This window comes from Gardnerella sp. c12Ub_1 (genome assembly GCF_055804375.1).
On record NZ_JANUZC010000001.1, the window covers coordinates 1006216 to 1023233 of the forward strand.

Consider the following 17018-nt stretch of genomic DNA (forward strand, 5'->3'; position numbering starts at 1 on the left):
GATACGCTTAAACACAAAGATACTCTTAAACACGCATGATGGTGGCTGCAAACACTTGCAACCACCATCATGCGTGCCGAGATTCGAAGGAGAAAAAACCTCAGCCCTTTACCGCACCTGCCATAACACCTTTAATTATGTACTTCTGGCAGATTAGGTAGAAGACTATTATTGGAACAATTGCCATAACCAGGCAGCCCATCATTGCACCCATTTCAACAGAGCCATAGCCGCCCTTCAAATATTGAACTGCAATAGAAACCGTCTTGTACTTGTTCAAATCCAAAGTGAGGTATGGAAGAAGGAAGTCGTTCCAAATCCACATTGTTTGCAAGATAGAAACGGATATAATTGCAGGCCTCATAATCGGCACAATAATCTGGAAGAATATGCGTGGCACAGAAGCGCCATCAATCATTGCAGACTCTTCCAACTCTTGAGGAATGCCCTTTACAACGCCTGTGAAAATAAACACAGCCAAACCTGCGCCGAATCCAAGGTAGATTATCCACAATCCCCAAGGGGTATTCAATCCAAGCTTTGTAGTGATGTTGGAAAGAGTGAACATAACCATTTGGAATGGCACAATCATGTTGAACAAGAACAACACGTAAAGCAGCTTTGCAGCCCAATTGTTTACGCGCACAATCCACCATGCGCACATCGAAGTGCAAAGCAGAATCAAAGCCACAGCGCCAATCGTTACAACAATTGTCCACCAGAAGCTCATCAACAAATTCGTGCGGTTAATGCCAAGAACGTAGTTATCAAAACCAATAAACGACTTTGGAGTAAGCGAAAATGGCTCGCTAGCAATATACACCTTTGACTTAAAGGAGTTCATAAACACTAACGCGATTGGGAAAATCCACAGCAAACTCACTACAGCAAAAAGCGTGGTCCAAAGCGCAGGATGCTTAGTCTTCTCGTTCATGCTGCCACCTCCTTAGAAGTTGTCAACCTGTTCTGAATCAAGGCAATAACGGCAACAATAATGAAGAATATAACTGCCTTAGCTTGACCAACACCTTCGCCATTAATTCTTCCATAGAATGTGTTGAAGATGTTCAATGCCAACATCTCCGATTTTCTGGAAGGAGCACCATTAGTCAACGCCAAGTTCTGATCAAATAGCTTGAATCCGTTTGTAACCGTTAAGAACGTGCAAACCGTAATAGACGGCATCATAAGCGGAATTGTAATCTTAAACAGCGTTTGCGTTGGGCTTGCACCATCAACGGCGGCGGCCTCAATAACATCTCCTGGAAGCGCTTGCAAGCCAGCAATGTAAATAATCATCATGTAGCCGATTTGCTGCCAGCATATCAAAAGAACCATGCCCCAGAATCCGTATGTTGCAGAATATGTAATAGCGCGGCCAAAGTAGCCCAAGATGCCATTAAGCACTACCTGCCAAACGTAGCCCAGAACAATGCCACCAATCAAATTCGGCATAAAGAATACCGTACGGAATAGGTTGGAGCCTTTGAACTTTTTTGTAAGCATATAAGCGATTGCGAATGCAATAACATTAATAACAATTGTTGTTACAACCGTAAAAGCCGTTGTAAATACTAACGAATGAAGGAAGTGCGGGTCGCGCAAAGCCTTGCGATAATTGCGGATTCCAACAAACTTTCCGTCAGTAACAGTATGGAACTTAGTAAAGCTAAGATACACGCCCATTACAAATGGCACTAAGAAGCCAATTACAAATGCAGCAAACGTTGGCAGAGCGAATAACGCCCACCATTTGCGTATCGCTTTTCCACTCATATTAATCATGATTCGTCACTTTCTCCTCCTTGAGTACGCGCCTGTGCGAGCGGCCGCGCTCGAACCAATACTTTTATCTTACTACATGCAACCACAATGTCAAACGTTGTCATTTTTTGCATGTCGCCACTTAAGAAGGCAAAAATCAAATGTGAAAAAAATCCCTATTTTTGGCGATTTTACGGCAAAACCTGCTATTATTGTTCGTATTGCAAACGTTTGTGTAATGAGCGCAAATAAGCACGTGAAAATTCTCATATGCAACACTGCTCATATACTAGCGTTGCATATGTTTTAACAATATTAATGAAGATATTGAGTAAACATTTTGCTGTGCGAATAAAGGAGTTCAAATGCCAGCTAATATTCAAGACGTGGCCGATCAGGCGCATGTATCTGTATCTACTGTTTCTAGATCTTTTACACGCCCAAACTTGGTTTCCGCAGCAACGCGCAACAAAGTATTAGCTATTGCCGAAAAACTAAACTTTTCAATATCTAGATCTGCAGCAGCACTAAAATCTGGCAGAACACTAAGAGTTGCACTGCTTCTTAGCGACAGCATTCGACTATGGTTTAGCGCATCGATTATACAAGGCCTAAATCAAGTTCTTCACCCAGCTGGCTACGACCTTTCAATCTTCCAAATATCCAGCAGCCAAGAGCGCGCAGAGTTCTTTAGCATGCTGCCAACTCGCAGAAACGCAGACGCTGTAATCGTTTGCTCCTTCGACGTAAACAAATCGGAAGTAGCTTCTCTAAAGGCCACTGGCGTGCCAGTCTTAGGTATAAACTGCTTAAATCCTATGGATTGCGATTTTGACGCAACGATTAACATAGACGACGATCAAGGCGCGCGACTTATGGCACGTCATCTTATTGGGCTAGGCCACAAAAACATTGCTTACATTCGCACAAACCGCGATATTTCACTGCATTTTAGCGTTTTGCAGCGCTACCACTCTTTTATTGACGAATGCAAAATCAACGGCATTACGCCTACAGAAATCGTTGCCCCCGAAGGATTAGACAGAATAAGCTCAATCGTCTCTTCGCTTTTAAGCAATGTAAATGTTCCTACGGCGATTGCTTGCCAAGAAGACGGCATAGCAATTCCGCTTATGTTCCAGCTTTCTAGAAGCGGATACAGTACTCCTGGAGACGTTTCGATTATTGGCTTTGACGATAGTTTTTACGCTAGAGAAACAGGGCTTACGACTATTCGTCAAGACCCTGCAGAAATGGCAGTAGACGCAGCAAAAATAACTTTGTCTCTGATTAATGGCGATTATTTAAGCGAAGAATGCAAATATATTACCATTCCAGCACAGCTTATAGTTAGATCGAGCACAAGTCAGCTTGAAAACAATTAAGACAATTCTAAACTTAAGACTATTAAACTAAGGTCATTCTTCCAATAAAGCTATATCTAACTAAAGTCATATCTAAATAAAGCTATATCTCACTAAATCCACATCTAACTAAAGATAATTCTTAAAATAAAAAGAGCCTCAAACCATTAGGCTTGAAGCTCTTTTACTTGTCACTAATGCACTGTGCTAATGCAATTACAAAAATGACATATATTAAATTATGAATTTAATAATCCAGTTTTAACCCAATTCTTAGGATTAATCGGATTAATCCTGATCTTCGTGAGCTTGAGCAACTTCCTTAGCCCAATTGTCAACGAAGGCGCTCTTAACCTTATCCCACTTGCCAGTGCCCTGAGCATACTCAAGCAAAGCGGAGCCAAGATCGTTCTTCCAGTTGTCAGATGGCATCATAGTGAAGTTCCAGCTTACAGGAGTCTTGCCAGACTGAGCATCTTCAACAGCAGCAGCAGTCAAAGGATTCTCAGACTTCATATCTGCAAAGCTCTTGAATGGAGTGGTGAAGCCCATCTTCTTAGACATAGCTTCCTTACCGTAATCAGAGGTAAGAACCCACTTCAAGAAGTCCTTGGTTGCCTTCTTGTTTGCATCCGAAGTCTTCTCGTTAATGCACCAGTAATTCTCGGAGCCAGTAGCCAAGCCTTGCTTCTCTTCGCCCTTAGCACCAATGTAGATTGGGAGCATGCCAAGGTCTTCGGCCTTCATGCCAGCCTTCTGCAAGTCGGTCCAAGCCCAAGTACCATTCTGATAGAACACAGCCTTACCAAGAGAGAACTCGGAGTTTGCATCCTCGCCAGTCTTAGAGCTGAGCTGAGTTGCAGGAGTTGTGGAATCAGTAATGTAAAGATCAAAGATCTTCTTGTAGCCATCAAGGAACGTGCCCTTAATCTTTGCTGGCTGCTTGGTAACCTTGTCTGCCTTGAACTCGTAGTACAGAGGAATGTTTGCAAGGTGAGTCTTAAAGCGCCAATCAGAGCTGGAATCGAAGCCAGCAGAAGTGAATGCGCCATCAACGCCAAGATCACCCTTACGAGCCTGAATGTCGTCTGCAACAGCCTTGAGCTTATCGAAGGAATTAATCTCTTCAGCAGACTTTACCTTAGCATCCTTAAGCTCCGTGTACTTCTTTAACAAAGCCTTGTTGTAAATCAAGCCGTAAGTTTCCATTGCGTATGGAACGCCAACAACCTTGTCTCCATCCTTAAGAGCAATATCCTTGTTTTGAAGCTGCTTGTAAAGCTCGGTATCCTTAAGATCTGCAGTGTAATCCTTCCAGCTTGCGTAGCCAACAGGACCATTCACCTGGAACAGTGTAGGCGCTTCGTTGCCCTTGCTGATTTCGCTCTTAAGGGACTGCTCGTAAGTGCCAGAAGCAGCGTTCTGAACCTTTACAGGAATGCCAGTCTTCTTGGTGTATTCCTTAGCAACTTCCTTCCACTGATCAGCAGATTCTGGCTTAAAGTTAAGGAAGTAAACCTTGCCCTTATCGGAAGAATCCGAAGAACTGGAACCGCATGCAGCGAGCGCACCGAATGCCATTGCGGAGCAAGCTACAAGCGCAATTGTTGACTTAATTGTACGATTCATCATCGAACCTTTCTCCTATGCCGTCGGCCTACCTTTTGGCCGCCGCACCCCTAGGTGCCCTTTCGACATTTTTTATTATGCCTCAAATGCAAAAATATTGCAAACGATAGCAGCGTTGATATGGTGGCGTGTCGTATATCTAAAGCAAGCAAAAATCAGCAATTCCAGCGAACGATTACACGATCGCCCTTATAAGTTCCAAGAGCGCTGTAATGCGCGGTGTCTAGTCGAAGTAAGCGCGCGTAAGAAGCGTCAACACCAAGCCATCTGGTTGCTAAAATCCTAAGAATGTGCGCGTGAGCTACAATAATCACATCCTTGCCGCTTTTAAGTTTTGGCAAAACAGAGTCGATTATTTTTTGAGTACGATTAGAAACTTCTTGTAAAGATTCGCCATTAGTACGCACGACTTTTACTATTTCGCCACTTGGAAGAACCTCTTGGCAAGAATCCGACATAAAATCTGGAAGAGCTTTAGGGCCATCCTTCCAAACATCCCACGACTCAACACCGCTTAGAGCGGACACATCTTTTCGAGTGCGCCCCTCTGCGCAGCCGTAATCCCACTCGGCAGCGTATTCTAGCGGCGTGCAATGCGAAAATCCTGCCAACTGAGCCGTTTGCTGAGCGCGAATAAGCGGGCTTACAAACTGGCAATCCTCGCTGAAACCGTTTGGAAAAGCTTGACGAATCCTGGCGCCTGCGCTTATAGCTTGATTGCGGCCAACTTGCGTTAGTGGAATATCGGTGCGGCCCGTGTGCTGTCCAGATTCACTCCAAGCAGTTTGACCGTGGCGCAAAAGAACAAGTCTGCCCTCGGGAGCTCCGCCACAAGTTGCTGGAACGTCTTGAATCTCGTACGAATCTGCGCTAAATAAACCACCATTAACGTCAACGTCAATACTGTTCAGCATAAATCCACTCCGCCTTAAGCACCGCCAACAAGTCGAAAATCTGCGCTTGGTGCCTTAGCGCAAACCTAAACCCATTACATACAAGCTGGCTCCACTGCCATGTTCGCTCGCTTTTATAACACTTTTATAACACTTTTACATGCCAATTTCTAATTGGTATTTCGTTGCCATTAATATAAAAACATGACGTCAACTCAAAGCAACGAGCAAAACAATACGCAAAACAACGCACAAAATGCATATGCAAATCAAACTATTCAAACGCTTCTTAATCGCAGATCTATACGCGCTTTCAAAAATGAGCCAATTAGCGAAGATATTGTAAAAACGTTGGAAGCAGCAGCACAGCGCGCAGCCTGCAGTCAGTTTTTGAACGACTGGTCTGCAATCAAAATCACTAGCAAAGATCTTAAACAAAAACTTTCTAAACTTGGAAATCAAACTTACATAGCAACAGCGCCACTTTTGTACGTTTTTATTATTGACCAGAGCAGGAACGCTGCTATAGCGCGCAAAAATGGCATTGACACAGAAAGCAGCGATTTGACTCTTAAAACAGGCTACAGATTCTCTCAATCGCAAAACGACGCTGTTCTTGCACTACACGCAATGGAAACAGCCGCGGAATCGCTTGGACTCGGTTGCGTAATTCTTGGTTCAATTTTGAACAATATTCCAGATTTAATTGAACTTTTGAAGTTGCCAAAATACACGTATCCAGTTCTTGGGCTTGCAATTGGCAAGCCAGACCAAGAGCCAGAATTAAAGCCGCGCATGGATTCAAGCATGCAATTCTTTGAAAACGAATACCCTAGCAGAGATGATGTTTTGATTGAAAAACTTGCAGACTTCGACGAAAGAGTGCATAAATACTACGATTTGCGTAATGCAGATAGGCCAGTGGACGCGTTCAGTGCGCAAATCACAAAGCTTGCTGTAGATTCTGGAGCTAAAAACCACAGTTGCGAATCGCAGCTTAATGCGCAAGGATTTACTTTTAAGTACTGATTTAGTGATTTACTGCATTACTGAATTTTTAGCGTTAATTACTTAGCATTAATTACTTAGCGAATACGCGGTTTATATCCGCGTTTTCTAGACTTGGGTTTTGTTGTTTCAAACCGCGAGCGCATATCGCAATACTTACGAATCGCAGGATTTGAATGCGTTAAATGCCAACTTCCGCAATAATCGCATTTATAAACCCACAGCTTTGCTCCGCGTTCCGTAAAACTTTTATCCGCTGCAATAAGAGCCTGCCCTTTGTTGGCGTACATGATTTTTTGAGTAGATTCACATCTGCGCGGAGTAAAGAAATACATGTAACCCATAGTATCACCGCAACAAACTGCGATGATTCGCAACTTTATGTAGTGCGATTGTACCGAATTTGCGGCGTGTCATGTCGCTCGCGCAGATTAGCTGCGCTCACGTCTTCGCTTGCGTTGAAAGCACACTGTGCTTTCAACTTTGAGCAAGCTCAGCGCTCTATTCCTCACGGCTATTAGTAGCCGTTCGGCTGATTTGGCTTAAACATAAAGTCCACTGGACTTTATGTTTAAGCCAAATCACGCTTTGAAGGAGCTTGAAACGCGTTATGCAATTTCAAGCTCAGTCAAAGCGCTTTTCGCGCTACGCTTTAAGCACGAAGGCAGGTCGGAGCGCACTACAAAGCTGCTGCTTTCGCAAACAATCTCATGTAACTAAATCAAAATAAGTTCAATTTAATGTCTTTTTAGTTCAATTCTTAATTATTGCTCAGCCAGAATTTGGTCAAAATTCAAAATTAATTCAATTTTAGGCTTGCAAAATGAGTTTTGGCGCGTAAAATTGTCTTTTAATCGCCTCAAAGTTCAATTTATAGCTTCTATTTTGAACTTTGTTGCCAGTTTGTTCAATTTAAGAATGCTTATTTTATGAGCTTCTATAAAATGGCATAAAGAAAGACGGATTATGGCACAAAATTTTGCAAACGACCTTAAAAAGGCCATGAAAATCAAAGAATACAAGCAGATTGACGTAATCGAGCTTGCAGCAAAAAGTGGCCATAAGCTTGGCAAAAGCCAATTAAGCCAGTATTTAAGCGGTAAAACTGAGCCGCGCAAAGACGTGCGAGATATGCTTGCACAAATTCTTGGAATTAGCTGCGACGGAATCAAAGGCGGTCATTCGTGCTCAAAAGTCGCGCAAAACTGCCAGTCTGCAGAAGAATCACAATTAAATCAGCCACAGCTTACAGAAGAACAACTTTCCCAAACACTCAAACATAGATCTTTCAACAAATCCACCAAACTTGAGCACGTGCTTTACGATGTTCGCGGCCCAGTTGTTGAAGAAGCAAACCGTATGGAAGCAAACGGAACGCATATTCTAAAGCTCAACATTGGGAATCCTGCTCCTTTTGGTTTCCGCGCTCCAGACGAAGTAATTTACGACATGCAGCAGCAGCTTATTGACTGCGAAGGCTACTCGGATAGTCGCGGACTTTTCTCCGCGCGCAAGGCGATTATGCAATACGATCAGCTTAAGGGCATTCCAGGCGTACAAATGGAAGATATTTACACTGGAAACGGCGTTTCCGAGCTGATTAACCTTTCTATGCAAGCACTGCTTGATTGCGGCGACGAGATTCTTATTCCAAGCCCAGACTATCCGCTGTGGACTGCGTGCGCTAGCCTGGCTGGCGGCACTCCTGTGCACTACATGTGTGATGAAAAGTCGCATTGGTACCCAGATATTGCCGATATTCGCTCTAAAATCACGCCTCGTACTAAAGCAATCGTGATTATTAACCCGAATAATCCTACGGGCGTGCTGTATAGTCGCGAAGTTTTGGAAGAGATTGTTAAGGTTGCGCGCGAGTTTAATTTGATTATTTTTGCAGACGAGATTTACGACCGTCTTGTTATGGACGGCAAGAAGCATATTTCGATTGCTTCTCTTGCTCCAGACGTGTTCTGCGTAACTTTTAGCGGACTTTCTAAGTCGCATATGATTGCTGGCTTCCGTATTGGTTGGATGAGTCTTTCGGGAGATAAGTCCAAGGCTCGCGACTACATTATGGGTCTTAACATGCTGTCTAATATGCGCTTGTGCTCGAACGTTCCTGCACAGTCAATTATTCAGACTGCTTTGGGCGGATACCAAAGTGTTGAAAAGTATTTGGAGCCAGGCGGACGCGTGTACGAGCAGCGCGAGTACTGCTATAACGCGCTTCAGGAGATGGACGGCGTAAGCGTTGAGCGGCCAGACGCTGCTTTCTACATGTTTGTAAAGCTCGATCCTGCTCGCTACAACATTCACGACGACGAGCAGTTTGCGCTTGATTTGCTGCGCGATCAGAAGTTGCTGATTGTGCATGGAAAAGGCTTTAATTGGCAGACTCCAGGCTACTTCCGCGTAGTCTACTTGCCGCGCTTGCAAACGCTTCGCGACGCAATGAGTAAACTCTCCAGCTTCCTCTCCTACTATCGCCAGTAGAATCATAATTTTTACATAAACAAAAAATATGACTATTTCTGGCACTATTCCAGAAATTATGAATATAGTGCCACGCTAAAAAACTTAACGTAGCACTATATTTTTCATAGGAGGAAGGAATCAAAGTATTTACTAAGCAACCTGTTATCTTATAGATGCTACTGGGCCAATCGACTCACGCAGCAGCACAGTAATAGGTAGACATACGTGACGGGATGATGCGCGTTCATACCCAGCATTCAAAGTTTCTACTATATATTCAGCAGCTAAACGTCCTTTAGCTGTAACAGGCTGTTTAACTGTTGTCAACGGTGGATTACTACATGCAGACTCATCTATATCATCAAATCCTGTAACAGAAATATCGCGTGGAATTTGCAAACCAGACTGTCTAGCAGCGTCCATTACTCCAAACGCAATAACATCACTAAAACAGATGAATGCAGTTGGTAATACAGAATTATTTTGTTTTATTTGCGCAAAAGCTTCTTCTCCTCCAGTACGAGTACATGGCACTTCAATAACATTTTTCTTATCGACCAGTGGAGCTATTCCATTCTCTTCTAAAGCAGAAATCACACCATCAATACGGCGACGAATTGTTCCATGCCAAGAAAGATACCCATCATCATTGCCTGATTCTGGAGAAATCACCACAAAATTGCGATGACCCAATGAAATAAGATGCTCAGTTAATTCTTTCATAGCGCGCGACTCATCAATATTGATACTCGGAGCCTGGCTATGTACTTCACTGTCAACAATCACAAATGGCTTTCCTTGCTGCATAAGAGCTTCAACTTCACCACGGTCTTCTTCTAAACCAGTCACTATAAAACCGTCAACTGCAGCATAAGGAATTGCTTTTAACATAGAATTACGAAGTGGAGGCACTAAAAGAAGCGTCAATCCCTCTCGCTCACAGATTTGCCCAATACCCTGAATAAATTCCGAATAGTATGGATTTTCTAGCACTCGACCTAATTGCTGCGGTAGTAACAATCCCAAACTATTTGTCTTTTGAGTTCTCAGCATATAAGCAACAGGATTACGCACATATCCTAGTTCCTTTGCAACTGAAAATATGTGTTCTACAGTTTCTGACGATAAGCGATCAGGAGTATTATACGCAAAGGAGACAGCAGATTTAGAGACACGCGCTGCATCAGCAATATCCTGCATTGTAATTTTCTTTCCCATGCTTCACACTTCTTACTTCTACATTATTTTTACTGTTGAGCCTGCAATACGATCATAGAACTATCTTTATTAGGGCACCAACTATCTCCAACAGTTACACCATTTATAATTCGCCAATTATGATTTTGCAATTGTTGAGGTAGCTTCGATGAATTATACTCTAATAAATTACTACGTGAAATAATCATCAAAAGAGATTCTTCCTTATGCTCTCGCGAAATAATGACAGTATCTCCATCAACAGCGTAACAACTTTGCGTACCCCTTCGCAACGCAATATGGTCACGCCGCAATGCATTTAATTGAACAATTGTACGGAATATTTCAGCATTTGTATCAAGACTATCCCACTGCATACCAGAACGGCACCCTGGATCATTATCGCCAACCATACCAAGCTCATCACCGTAATAAATCATCGGAGCGCCTTCGCAGGCAAACATGCAACAGTAGGCAGTTATGCAATCCTCAGTATTATTTTGATGCGCAGTTAAAACACGCTCAGTATCGTGGCTACCCAACAAATTCATCATCCCATGGTGATATCCATACGGTATGCGCTCCTGCAAACGGTTAATACCGTTAACAAAATCGTATGCATTGAACCGCTTCGTTGCAGTAAAACCTAAAACTAAATCACGCAGAGTATAATTCATTGTGCTATCGGTAGTGTCTCCTTGCAGCCATTGAGCAGGGTCTCTCCATTCTTCAGCTATCAAACATAATTCTGAATTTTTTGCTTTAACAACTTGCCTAAAATCCTGCCAAAATTCTGGATAAATAAAATATGGAACGTCAAGACGATAACCGTCGATACCTTGATCAATCCAATATCTCGCAACATTAAAATGATGCTCACGCACCTTTGGATTAAACACATTCCACTTCGGTAGATATTCACAACCAGAACAGGTTTTATAATTAGGTACAGGCAATGACTTAACTGGAAAGTTTTTCACTGAAAAATAATTAACATATTCTGAATTCTCTTCATTTTTAACAACATCTTGAAACATCCAATGAGTTTTACCACAATGATTTAAAACTGCATCTAGTACTATACGTATATTCCGCTTATGCGCTTCATCTACCAATGTATGGAAATCTTCAAGAGTTCCTAAAAGTGGATCGATTTTAAAATAATCGTTTGCATCATAACGATGATTTGTTGCAGCAGAAAAAATTGGATTCAAATAGAGCGCATTGCAACCTAAATCATGAATATAATCAAGTTTTTCTGTAATTCCAGCAATATTACCACCTAAGAAATTCTCACGCGTAGGCTCAGCATCCCATGAGTCAAGCGGCACATGACCTTCAGTTAGCATACCGTAGCCTTCACAACGATAGAAACGATCAGGAAAAATCTGATAAAATCTTGCATCAGGTAACCACTGTGGTATAGACATAATAAACCCCATCCTTAATTTTTCTACAATTTCTAATCTTTCATACCAGTATTGGCAATTCCTCTAACAAGCGCACGTTGGAAGAAAAGGAACACAATAATACTTGGTATTGTTGCAGTCAAAGTTCCTGCCATCAAATAATTCCAAGAGGTTCCGTAACGCCCTACGAAGGATGCTAAACCAATCTGAATTGTACGAGTTTCATCCGTATTCGTAACTAATAACGGCCAAAGGAAATCATTCCACGCAAAGAGAAAACTAAAAATACCAAGCGTCGCAAACGCTGGAGACGACAATGGAACGATTACTTTGAAGAATATTCCAAACCTGCCACAACCGTCAATGCGCGCTGCCTCATCAAGCTCTCGAGGAATTGTTGCAAAATATTGGCGAAGTAAAATAATGCCAAACACATCTGCAAGTCTAGGAACAATCAAAGCATACAGCGTATCGACCCATCCCAAATTAGCGACTATCTCATAAGACGGAATAACAATCACAAAATTAGGAATCATCAATGCAGAAAGCAGCAGAATGAATATTGTTTTCTTCAAAGGAAATTCTAAGCGCGCAAAAGCGTAGGCGGCAAAGGCATCAAATATTAAATGTCCTACAACAATTCCTACCGTCATCAATAGCGTATTCCAATAATATTGCGCAAACGGTGCCGCTTGCCACGCGTGAATATAGTTTTCCCAATGCCATGATGTAGGAAAAATTGAAGTATTCGTGTATGTTTCAGCACGCATTTGCAAAGAAGTAGTGAACATCCACAAAAATGGAATGATTACTGTTGCCGAACCTAAAATCAGAATCGCATGACGCGCCAAACGCGACCATAATGATGATTTCATTATTCTTCTCCTTGTGCTCCAGAAACTTTCCATTGAATCATCGTCACGCCTAGCACTAGCGCAAGCGTAATGAACGCTATTGCTGTTCCATAGCCAAAATCACCGAGCTTGAACGCATCACGATACATCATCATGCCAAGCACTTCCGTACCTCCGCGAGGACCGCCACCAGTGAGCATGTATGCAAGGTCGAAGGATTGGAAGCTCGTTACTAATGCCTGAACTACTACAAAAAACGTCATTGGAGATAGCAATGGGAAAGTAATCTTCCATAATTTTTGCCACCCAGTAGCTCCATCTAATGCAGCCGCTTCATACACGCTTTTTGGCAATGCTTGTAACGCAGTTAAATACAAAATAGCGTTAAAACCAATATTTTTCCACACGGTCAAAAGAATTAATGCAATAAGCGCAAGCCAACGATTTTGTAACCAATCTGGTCCGTGTATATTGAATTTCATCAACACACTGTTCACGAATCCAGAAGGATCGAGCATATATTTCCACACAATGGCTGCAGCCACAGAAGATGTAACCACTGGAAGGAAGTAAATACTACGATAAATACTCCTACCTCGTATAGGCGCATCAAGCAAAAGCGCGAGCAACAATCCAGTCAGCACACTTAATACACATACACCAGCAGCATAAATAACCGTTACCATTAAGCTATTGAAAAACTCAGGATCTTGGAAAAGACGAACATAGTTTCCCAAGCCAATAAATTTCTTTTCTGGAGAGAATCCATCCCACGATGTTAGTGAAATATATACAGCAGACAACACAGGGTACAGCACGAAACCACCAATAATAAGCACTGCTGGCAACAAGAATACCGCAGCACATATTACTTGATCTTTCTGGTAGTGCCTGTGCGCAGACTTGAGAAAATGACGTTTTTTCATTACATACTCCTTGATGCAAAGAACTCCGATAGCTGAGTCAACTTCATTTCCTTTGACCCAGCTATCGGCACAGTATTTATGCAATCAGCCTTTGGCAATCACGTCGTTTACTGCCTTTTCAGCATTCGCAAGCGCTTCGTCAACACTCTGCTCTCCAGCGAAAGCCTTCTCCACAGCCTTTGCAAATTCAAAGGAAATCTTTGGATACAATGGCGTATTTGGACGCGTATGAGCAATCTCCATTTGTTCCACAAACGGAATTAAACGAGGCTGTTCCTTCTTAACCCAATCCAAATACTTATCAGACTTTGCAACACTCTTCGTTACAGGAAGCATGCCAGTCTTTTGCGACCACTTGATCACCTGTTCTGGCTGCAAGAACCAGTTCAAGAATTCGCCAGCAGCCTTGGCACGAGCGTCAGAATTATGGAAGACGATTGCTTGTTCACCACCGAGATTAGTCGCTTCCTTGCCATCCTTTGGATGAGGAGCTTTCGCTACACCGAAATCAAATGGTGGATCTGGCGCCCAGATGCCAACCATCCAGCTACCTTCCTGAGCAGAACCACCCTTGCCCTTTTCAAATTCGCCCCACTTAGCATATGGGCTCACGCCGCTCTTTATAAGATCCATCCAGAAGTTCATAGCCTTCTTGCCTTCTGGCGTATTGAATGCAGCCTTAGAATTATCCTTTGTCAAGAATTCGCCGCCAGCTTGCCACAAGTTGACCTGGAAGTTCCAAGTTAAACCTTCGCCGTTATCTCCTGCTTGAGTAAGCAAATCATACCCTGGCTTGCCTGTCTTTTCCTTGATTGTCTCGGCAACTTTCTTCAACTCATCCCATGTTTGTGGTGGTTTGTTAGGATCTAACCCAGCTGCTTTATAAACGTCCTTGTTGTACATGTACGCAAGATTATTGGCAGTAACTGGCACAGAAACTTGTTTGCCGTCAATATGACCATAGTCAATCAATGCAGGAGTCACATCATCGAGCGTTTTCGAGCTGATAACCTTAGAAAGATCAGTCAAATTGCCCATTTTTGCAATCTGTGGCACCCATACCAAATCACTTATAGAAATATCTGGCAAACTCTTCGACGAAGCCGATGCACGAAGCTTCGTCATAAAATCAGAATTCGGAACGCTCGCAGTCTTAATCTTAATATTTTTATGCGAAGCATTAAAATCCTTCACCATTGCATCAAAGGTATCGGCATTAGCGCCATCCCAATAATGCCAAATGGTAAGCTGTGTTGAGCCATTAGCGTCGGATGATTTTGCACTACCACACGCACCTGCGCTAATAATCATTGCAGCAGCACCGATTAATGCACATATTTTTGTAAGTTTCTTCATTGTAACCTTCTTTTTATCTGCATATGTTAACTTGCACTCATTTTGCATTTAGAAAATGGGTGACGAACTATTCTCTAAAGCATCAGAAAACAAACTAGTAATTTTTTTATTCTTTGTTGTATGACTACATAACAAGCAAACAGTTTTTTAATTGCCGCAAACACTGGCTCATATAAATCTACATGTCATGTTCACACAGACACCAAATCAAAAATGCACGCTTGTTTCTACCTCCTCCCCTCCAACTCCGAAGACATTATCTTTAAATGCCCACTGTTTGTCATCAAGCAATGCCTTAAATTGGAACTTTTTACCTTTAGGTATTCTTTCCATTTCAGTCTCCTTTGAACTGCAATGCTAAACTCTTGTAAATCAATTTACTACATTGTTAAACAAACGTCAATCCCTTAAAATAATTACACGTTATCTACTTGCCGCGCTTGCAAACGCTTCGCGACGCAATGGGCAAACTTTCTAACTTCCTCTCCTACTATCGCCAGTAGCCGCAACCCCTGCCTATAACACTCATTTCACTCACAGTCCATAAAAAGGTGTATATCAAGAGGCATATATCATTCAGAATATGAAAGACATTCATAACATGAAAGAAAAAAGAGAAGGAAATGAACGCTTCGGCACGGATTCGCACAACTCTTATTATTGCCGTTTTATCGCTTAATGCTTTTCTTTTAACAAGCTGTAGATTTGGCGTGAGTCTATATCTTTTAATGCATGTTGACTTATCTCACGCAGCGCTTAACGCGGTATCAGTAGCGCTTATGACCTGCATAGCAGCACCGCTTGGCGGAATTATTGCAGATAAATATCCACCAACTAAATTGTTTATAGCGCTAACGTTCTGCTTTGCCTTGTTGTGCACTGGATATGGTTTTGCTTTAGTAGCACAGCATAATCTTATTACTATTATGGTTACGCTACTTGGCATAATATTCGGGTTCTTTACTGCATTTTCTTCACCTAATCAAAAAGTATTGATGGCGTATAGTGTACCAACTGGCGAAAAAACCAAGTTTTTAGCAAGCATGCGCATGTGGATTAATCTCAGCAGGCTTGCCGCACCTGCGATTACTGGCATATTTGTTGATATATGCAATCCTCTCATTTTCTTTACGAGCATTGCTATTGTGATGATACTAGCGGCGCTACCTCTGCTGTTAGTTAATCTAAACCAGCAAGCACAAAATAGCGCAAACAATACGAAAACAGGAACAGGAAGCAATAAAACCGCTGGTTTTGCAGCTTCTCTACACTATATGAAATCTACACCATGGTTAATAGTCTTAGGAGTAGCATCAGCATTACAATCTGGATCATGGCTTGCCGCATTCAGACTAATGGGAGCACACCATTGTCTCACACTTTTTCATTCGGCATCCACGTGGGGAACAATAGTCAGCATATTTAACATTGGCATGATTGTAGGTTCAGTATTATGCAAATATATTGTGCTTCATTATGAGATTTTATACTCTATTTTATTACCTGGATTCCTCTCTATTCCTTTACTTATTTTCGCACTTAATAATTGGATTGCTCTTTTTCTTTGCTCTGCTTTCATTGCAGGTATTATTTTTGACGCCACTATTGTCTATGGGCAAACAGCTCTTCTCGACGGCATACCAACACGCATTCTCGGCGCGACTACTACTTTTACTTCCATTATGGAGCAATGCGGCATTATCGTAGGGTATGCAAGCGTACTAGCATGGGGAAATCTAAATTCATCATTATTCATAATGATTGCAGCTGGCGTAATACTTGTTTCAACAGGTATAGCCTTATGGATTATTCAAACTCGTAAACAAACATACCCATCAATGCTTACCAAAGATTATTGGACACCATCAACATGGGTAAAAAGAAGCATATAACAAGCCATTTAGCGCGACAGCGCAATAAAGCTATACAAATGCACACGGCATTATTCACTCAGCCATTGCCAAGCCTCAACCACATTGCTTTGAATCACTAAGCTTTAAGCGAACTTATTCGCTGCGGAGTAACTCCCCTAGGCTCTCAGCACCTACCTTCATAAGATTCCCTTTGTAAAGGTTTTCCTAGACAAGATATTCATCATACAAATTCAAGTATTATTATTACTTAAATAATGCTTTTCTAAAGG

Annotated in this window: 15 protein-coding genes; 4 read left to right on the forward strand and 11 right to left on the reverse strand. The window is 42.2% G+C overall.

Annotated elements, in window-relative coordinates; genetic code table 11:
- Window positions 1-100: 100 nt before the first annotated feature.
- Window positions 101-934, reverse strand: a complete 834-nt coding sequence (locus tag NYP65_RS03845; protein WP_004131359.1) for a carbohydrate ABC transporter permease — start codon at window positions 932-934, stop codon at window positions 101-103.
- Complete coding sequence (locus NYP65_RS03850; RefSeq protein ID WP_016805905.1) at window positions 931-1785, reverse strand: carbohydrate ABC transporter permease; 855 nt, start codon at window positions 1783-1785, stop codon at window positions 931-933. Before NYP65_RS03850 ends, NYP65_RS03845 begins: the two co-directional genes overlap by 4 nt.
- A gap of 344 nt (window positions 1786-2129) precedes the next feature.
- On the opposite strand from NYP65_RS03850, the gene NYP65_RS03855 reads away from it, so the two are divergent.
- Window positions 2130-3149 (forward strand): LacI family DNA-binding transcriptional regulator, encoded by a 1020-nt coding sequence (locus NYP65_RS03855; RefSeq protein WP_016805907.1) that lies wholly within the window; start codon window positions 2130-2132, stop codon window positions 3147-3149.
- 267 nt (window positions 3150-3416) lie between these two features.
- Here the strand turns inward: NYP65_RS03855 and NYP65_RS03860 are convergent, their stop codons facing one another.
- Window positions 3417-4760: an ABC transporter substrate-binding protein gene (locus tag NYP65_RS03860; RefSeq protein WP_115761992.1), complete on the reverse strand. Its 1344-nt coding sequence runs from the start codon at window positions 4758-4760 to the stop codon at window positions 3417-3419.
- Window positions 4761-4912: 152 nt separating this feature from the next.
- Window positions 4913-5671, reverse strand: coding sequence for a histidine phosphatase family protein (locus tag NYP65_RS03865; protein WP_415704761.1), 759 nt, complete (start codon window positions 5669-5671; stop codon window positions 4913-4915).
- 183 nt (window positions 5672-5854) lie between these two features.
- Here NYP65_RS03865 and NYP65_RS03870 point away from each other — a divergent pair, with 183 nt between their 5' ends.
- Window positions 5855-6679 carry a nitroreductase family protein gene (locus NYP65_RS03870; protein ID WP_473410642.1) on the forward strand — a complete coding sequence of 275 codons (825 nt, stop codon included), beginning with the start codon at window positions 5855-5857 and terminating at the stop codon, window positions 6677-6679.
- 56 nt (window positions 6680-6735) lie between these two features.
- Here the strand turns inward: NYP65_RS03870 and NYP65_RS03875 are convergent, their stop codons facing one another.
- Complete coding sequence (locus NYP65_RS03875) at window positions 6736-7002, reverse strand: hypothetical protein (protein ID WP_016797389.1); 267 nt, start codon at window positions 7000-7002, stop codon at window positions 6736-6738.
- A gap of 622 nt (window positions 7003-7624) precedes the next feature.
- On the opposite strand from NYP65_RS03875, the gene NYP65_RS03880 reads away from it, so the two are divergent.
- Window positions 7625-9151 (forward strand): aminotransferase class I/II-fold pyridoxal phosphate-dependent enzyme, encoded by a 1527-nt coding sequence (locus tag NYP65_RS03880; protein WP_473410643.1) that lies wholly within the window; start codon window positions 7625-7627, stop codon window positions 9149-9151.
- 144 nt (window positions 9152-9295) lie between these two features.
- On the opposite strand, the gene NYP65_RS03885 is transcribed toward NYP65_RS03880, so the two are convergent.
- From NYP65_RS03885 to NYP65_RS03910, 6 genes are all read right to left on the reverse strand, one after another.
- Window positions 9296-10351, reverse strand: coding sequence for a LacI family DNA-binding transcriptional regulator (locus NYP65_RS03885; RefSeq protein WP_004131343.1), 1056 nt, complete (start codon window positions 10349-10351; stop codon window positions 9296-9298).
- Between the two features lie 29 nt (window positions 10352-10380).
- Window positions 10381-11760 carry a glycoside hydrolase family 13 protein gene (locus tag NYP65_RS03890; protein ID WP_004131341.1) on the reverse strand — a complete coding sequence of 460 codons (1380 nt, stop codon included), beginning with the start codon at window positions 11758-11760 and terminating at the stop codon, window positions 10381-10383.
- A 32-nt stretch (window positions 11761-11792) separates the two neighbouring features.
- Entirely contained in the window at window positions 11793-12614 is an 822-nt protein-coding gene (locus tag NYP65_RS03895) for a carbohydrate ABC transporter permease (RefSeq protein ID WP_004112888.1), read from the reverse strand.
- Window positions 12614-13519, reverse strand: coding sequence for a carbohydrate ABC transporter permease (locus NYP65_RS03900; protein ID WP_004118115.1), 906 nt, complete (start codon window positions 13517-13519; stop codon window positions 12614-12616). The genes NYP65_RS03895 and NYP65_RS03900 overlap by 1 nt, the downstream gene beginning before the upstream one ends.
- A gap of 84 nt (window positions 13520-13603) precedes the next feature.
- Window positions 13604-14875 carry an ABC transporter substrate-binding protein gene (locus NYP65_RS03905; protein WP_004131339.1) on the reverse strand — a complete coding sequence of 424 codons (1272 nt, stop codon included), beginning with the start codon at window positions 14873-14875 and terminating at the stop codon, window positions 13604-13606.
- 207 nt (window positions 14876-15082) lie between these two features.
- Complete coding sequence (locus NYP65_RS03910) at window positions 15083-15208, reverse strand: hypothetical protein (protein ID WP_020758047.1); 126 nt, start codon at window positions 15206-15208, stop codon at window positions 15083-15085.
- Between the two features lie 290 nt (window positions 15209-15498).
- On the opposite strand from NYP65_RS03910, the gene NYP65_RS03915 reads away from it, so the two are divergent.
- Window positions 15499-16767, forward strand: a complete 1269-nt coding sequence (locus tag NYP65_RS03915) for an MFS transporter (RefSeq protein ID WP_032819544.1) — start codon at window positions 15499-15501, stop codon at window positions 16765-16767.
- Window positions 16768-17018: the final 251 nt, after the last annotated feature.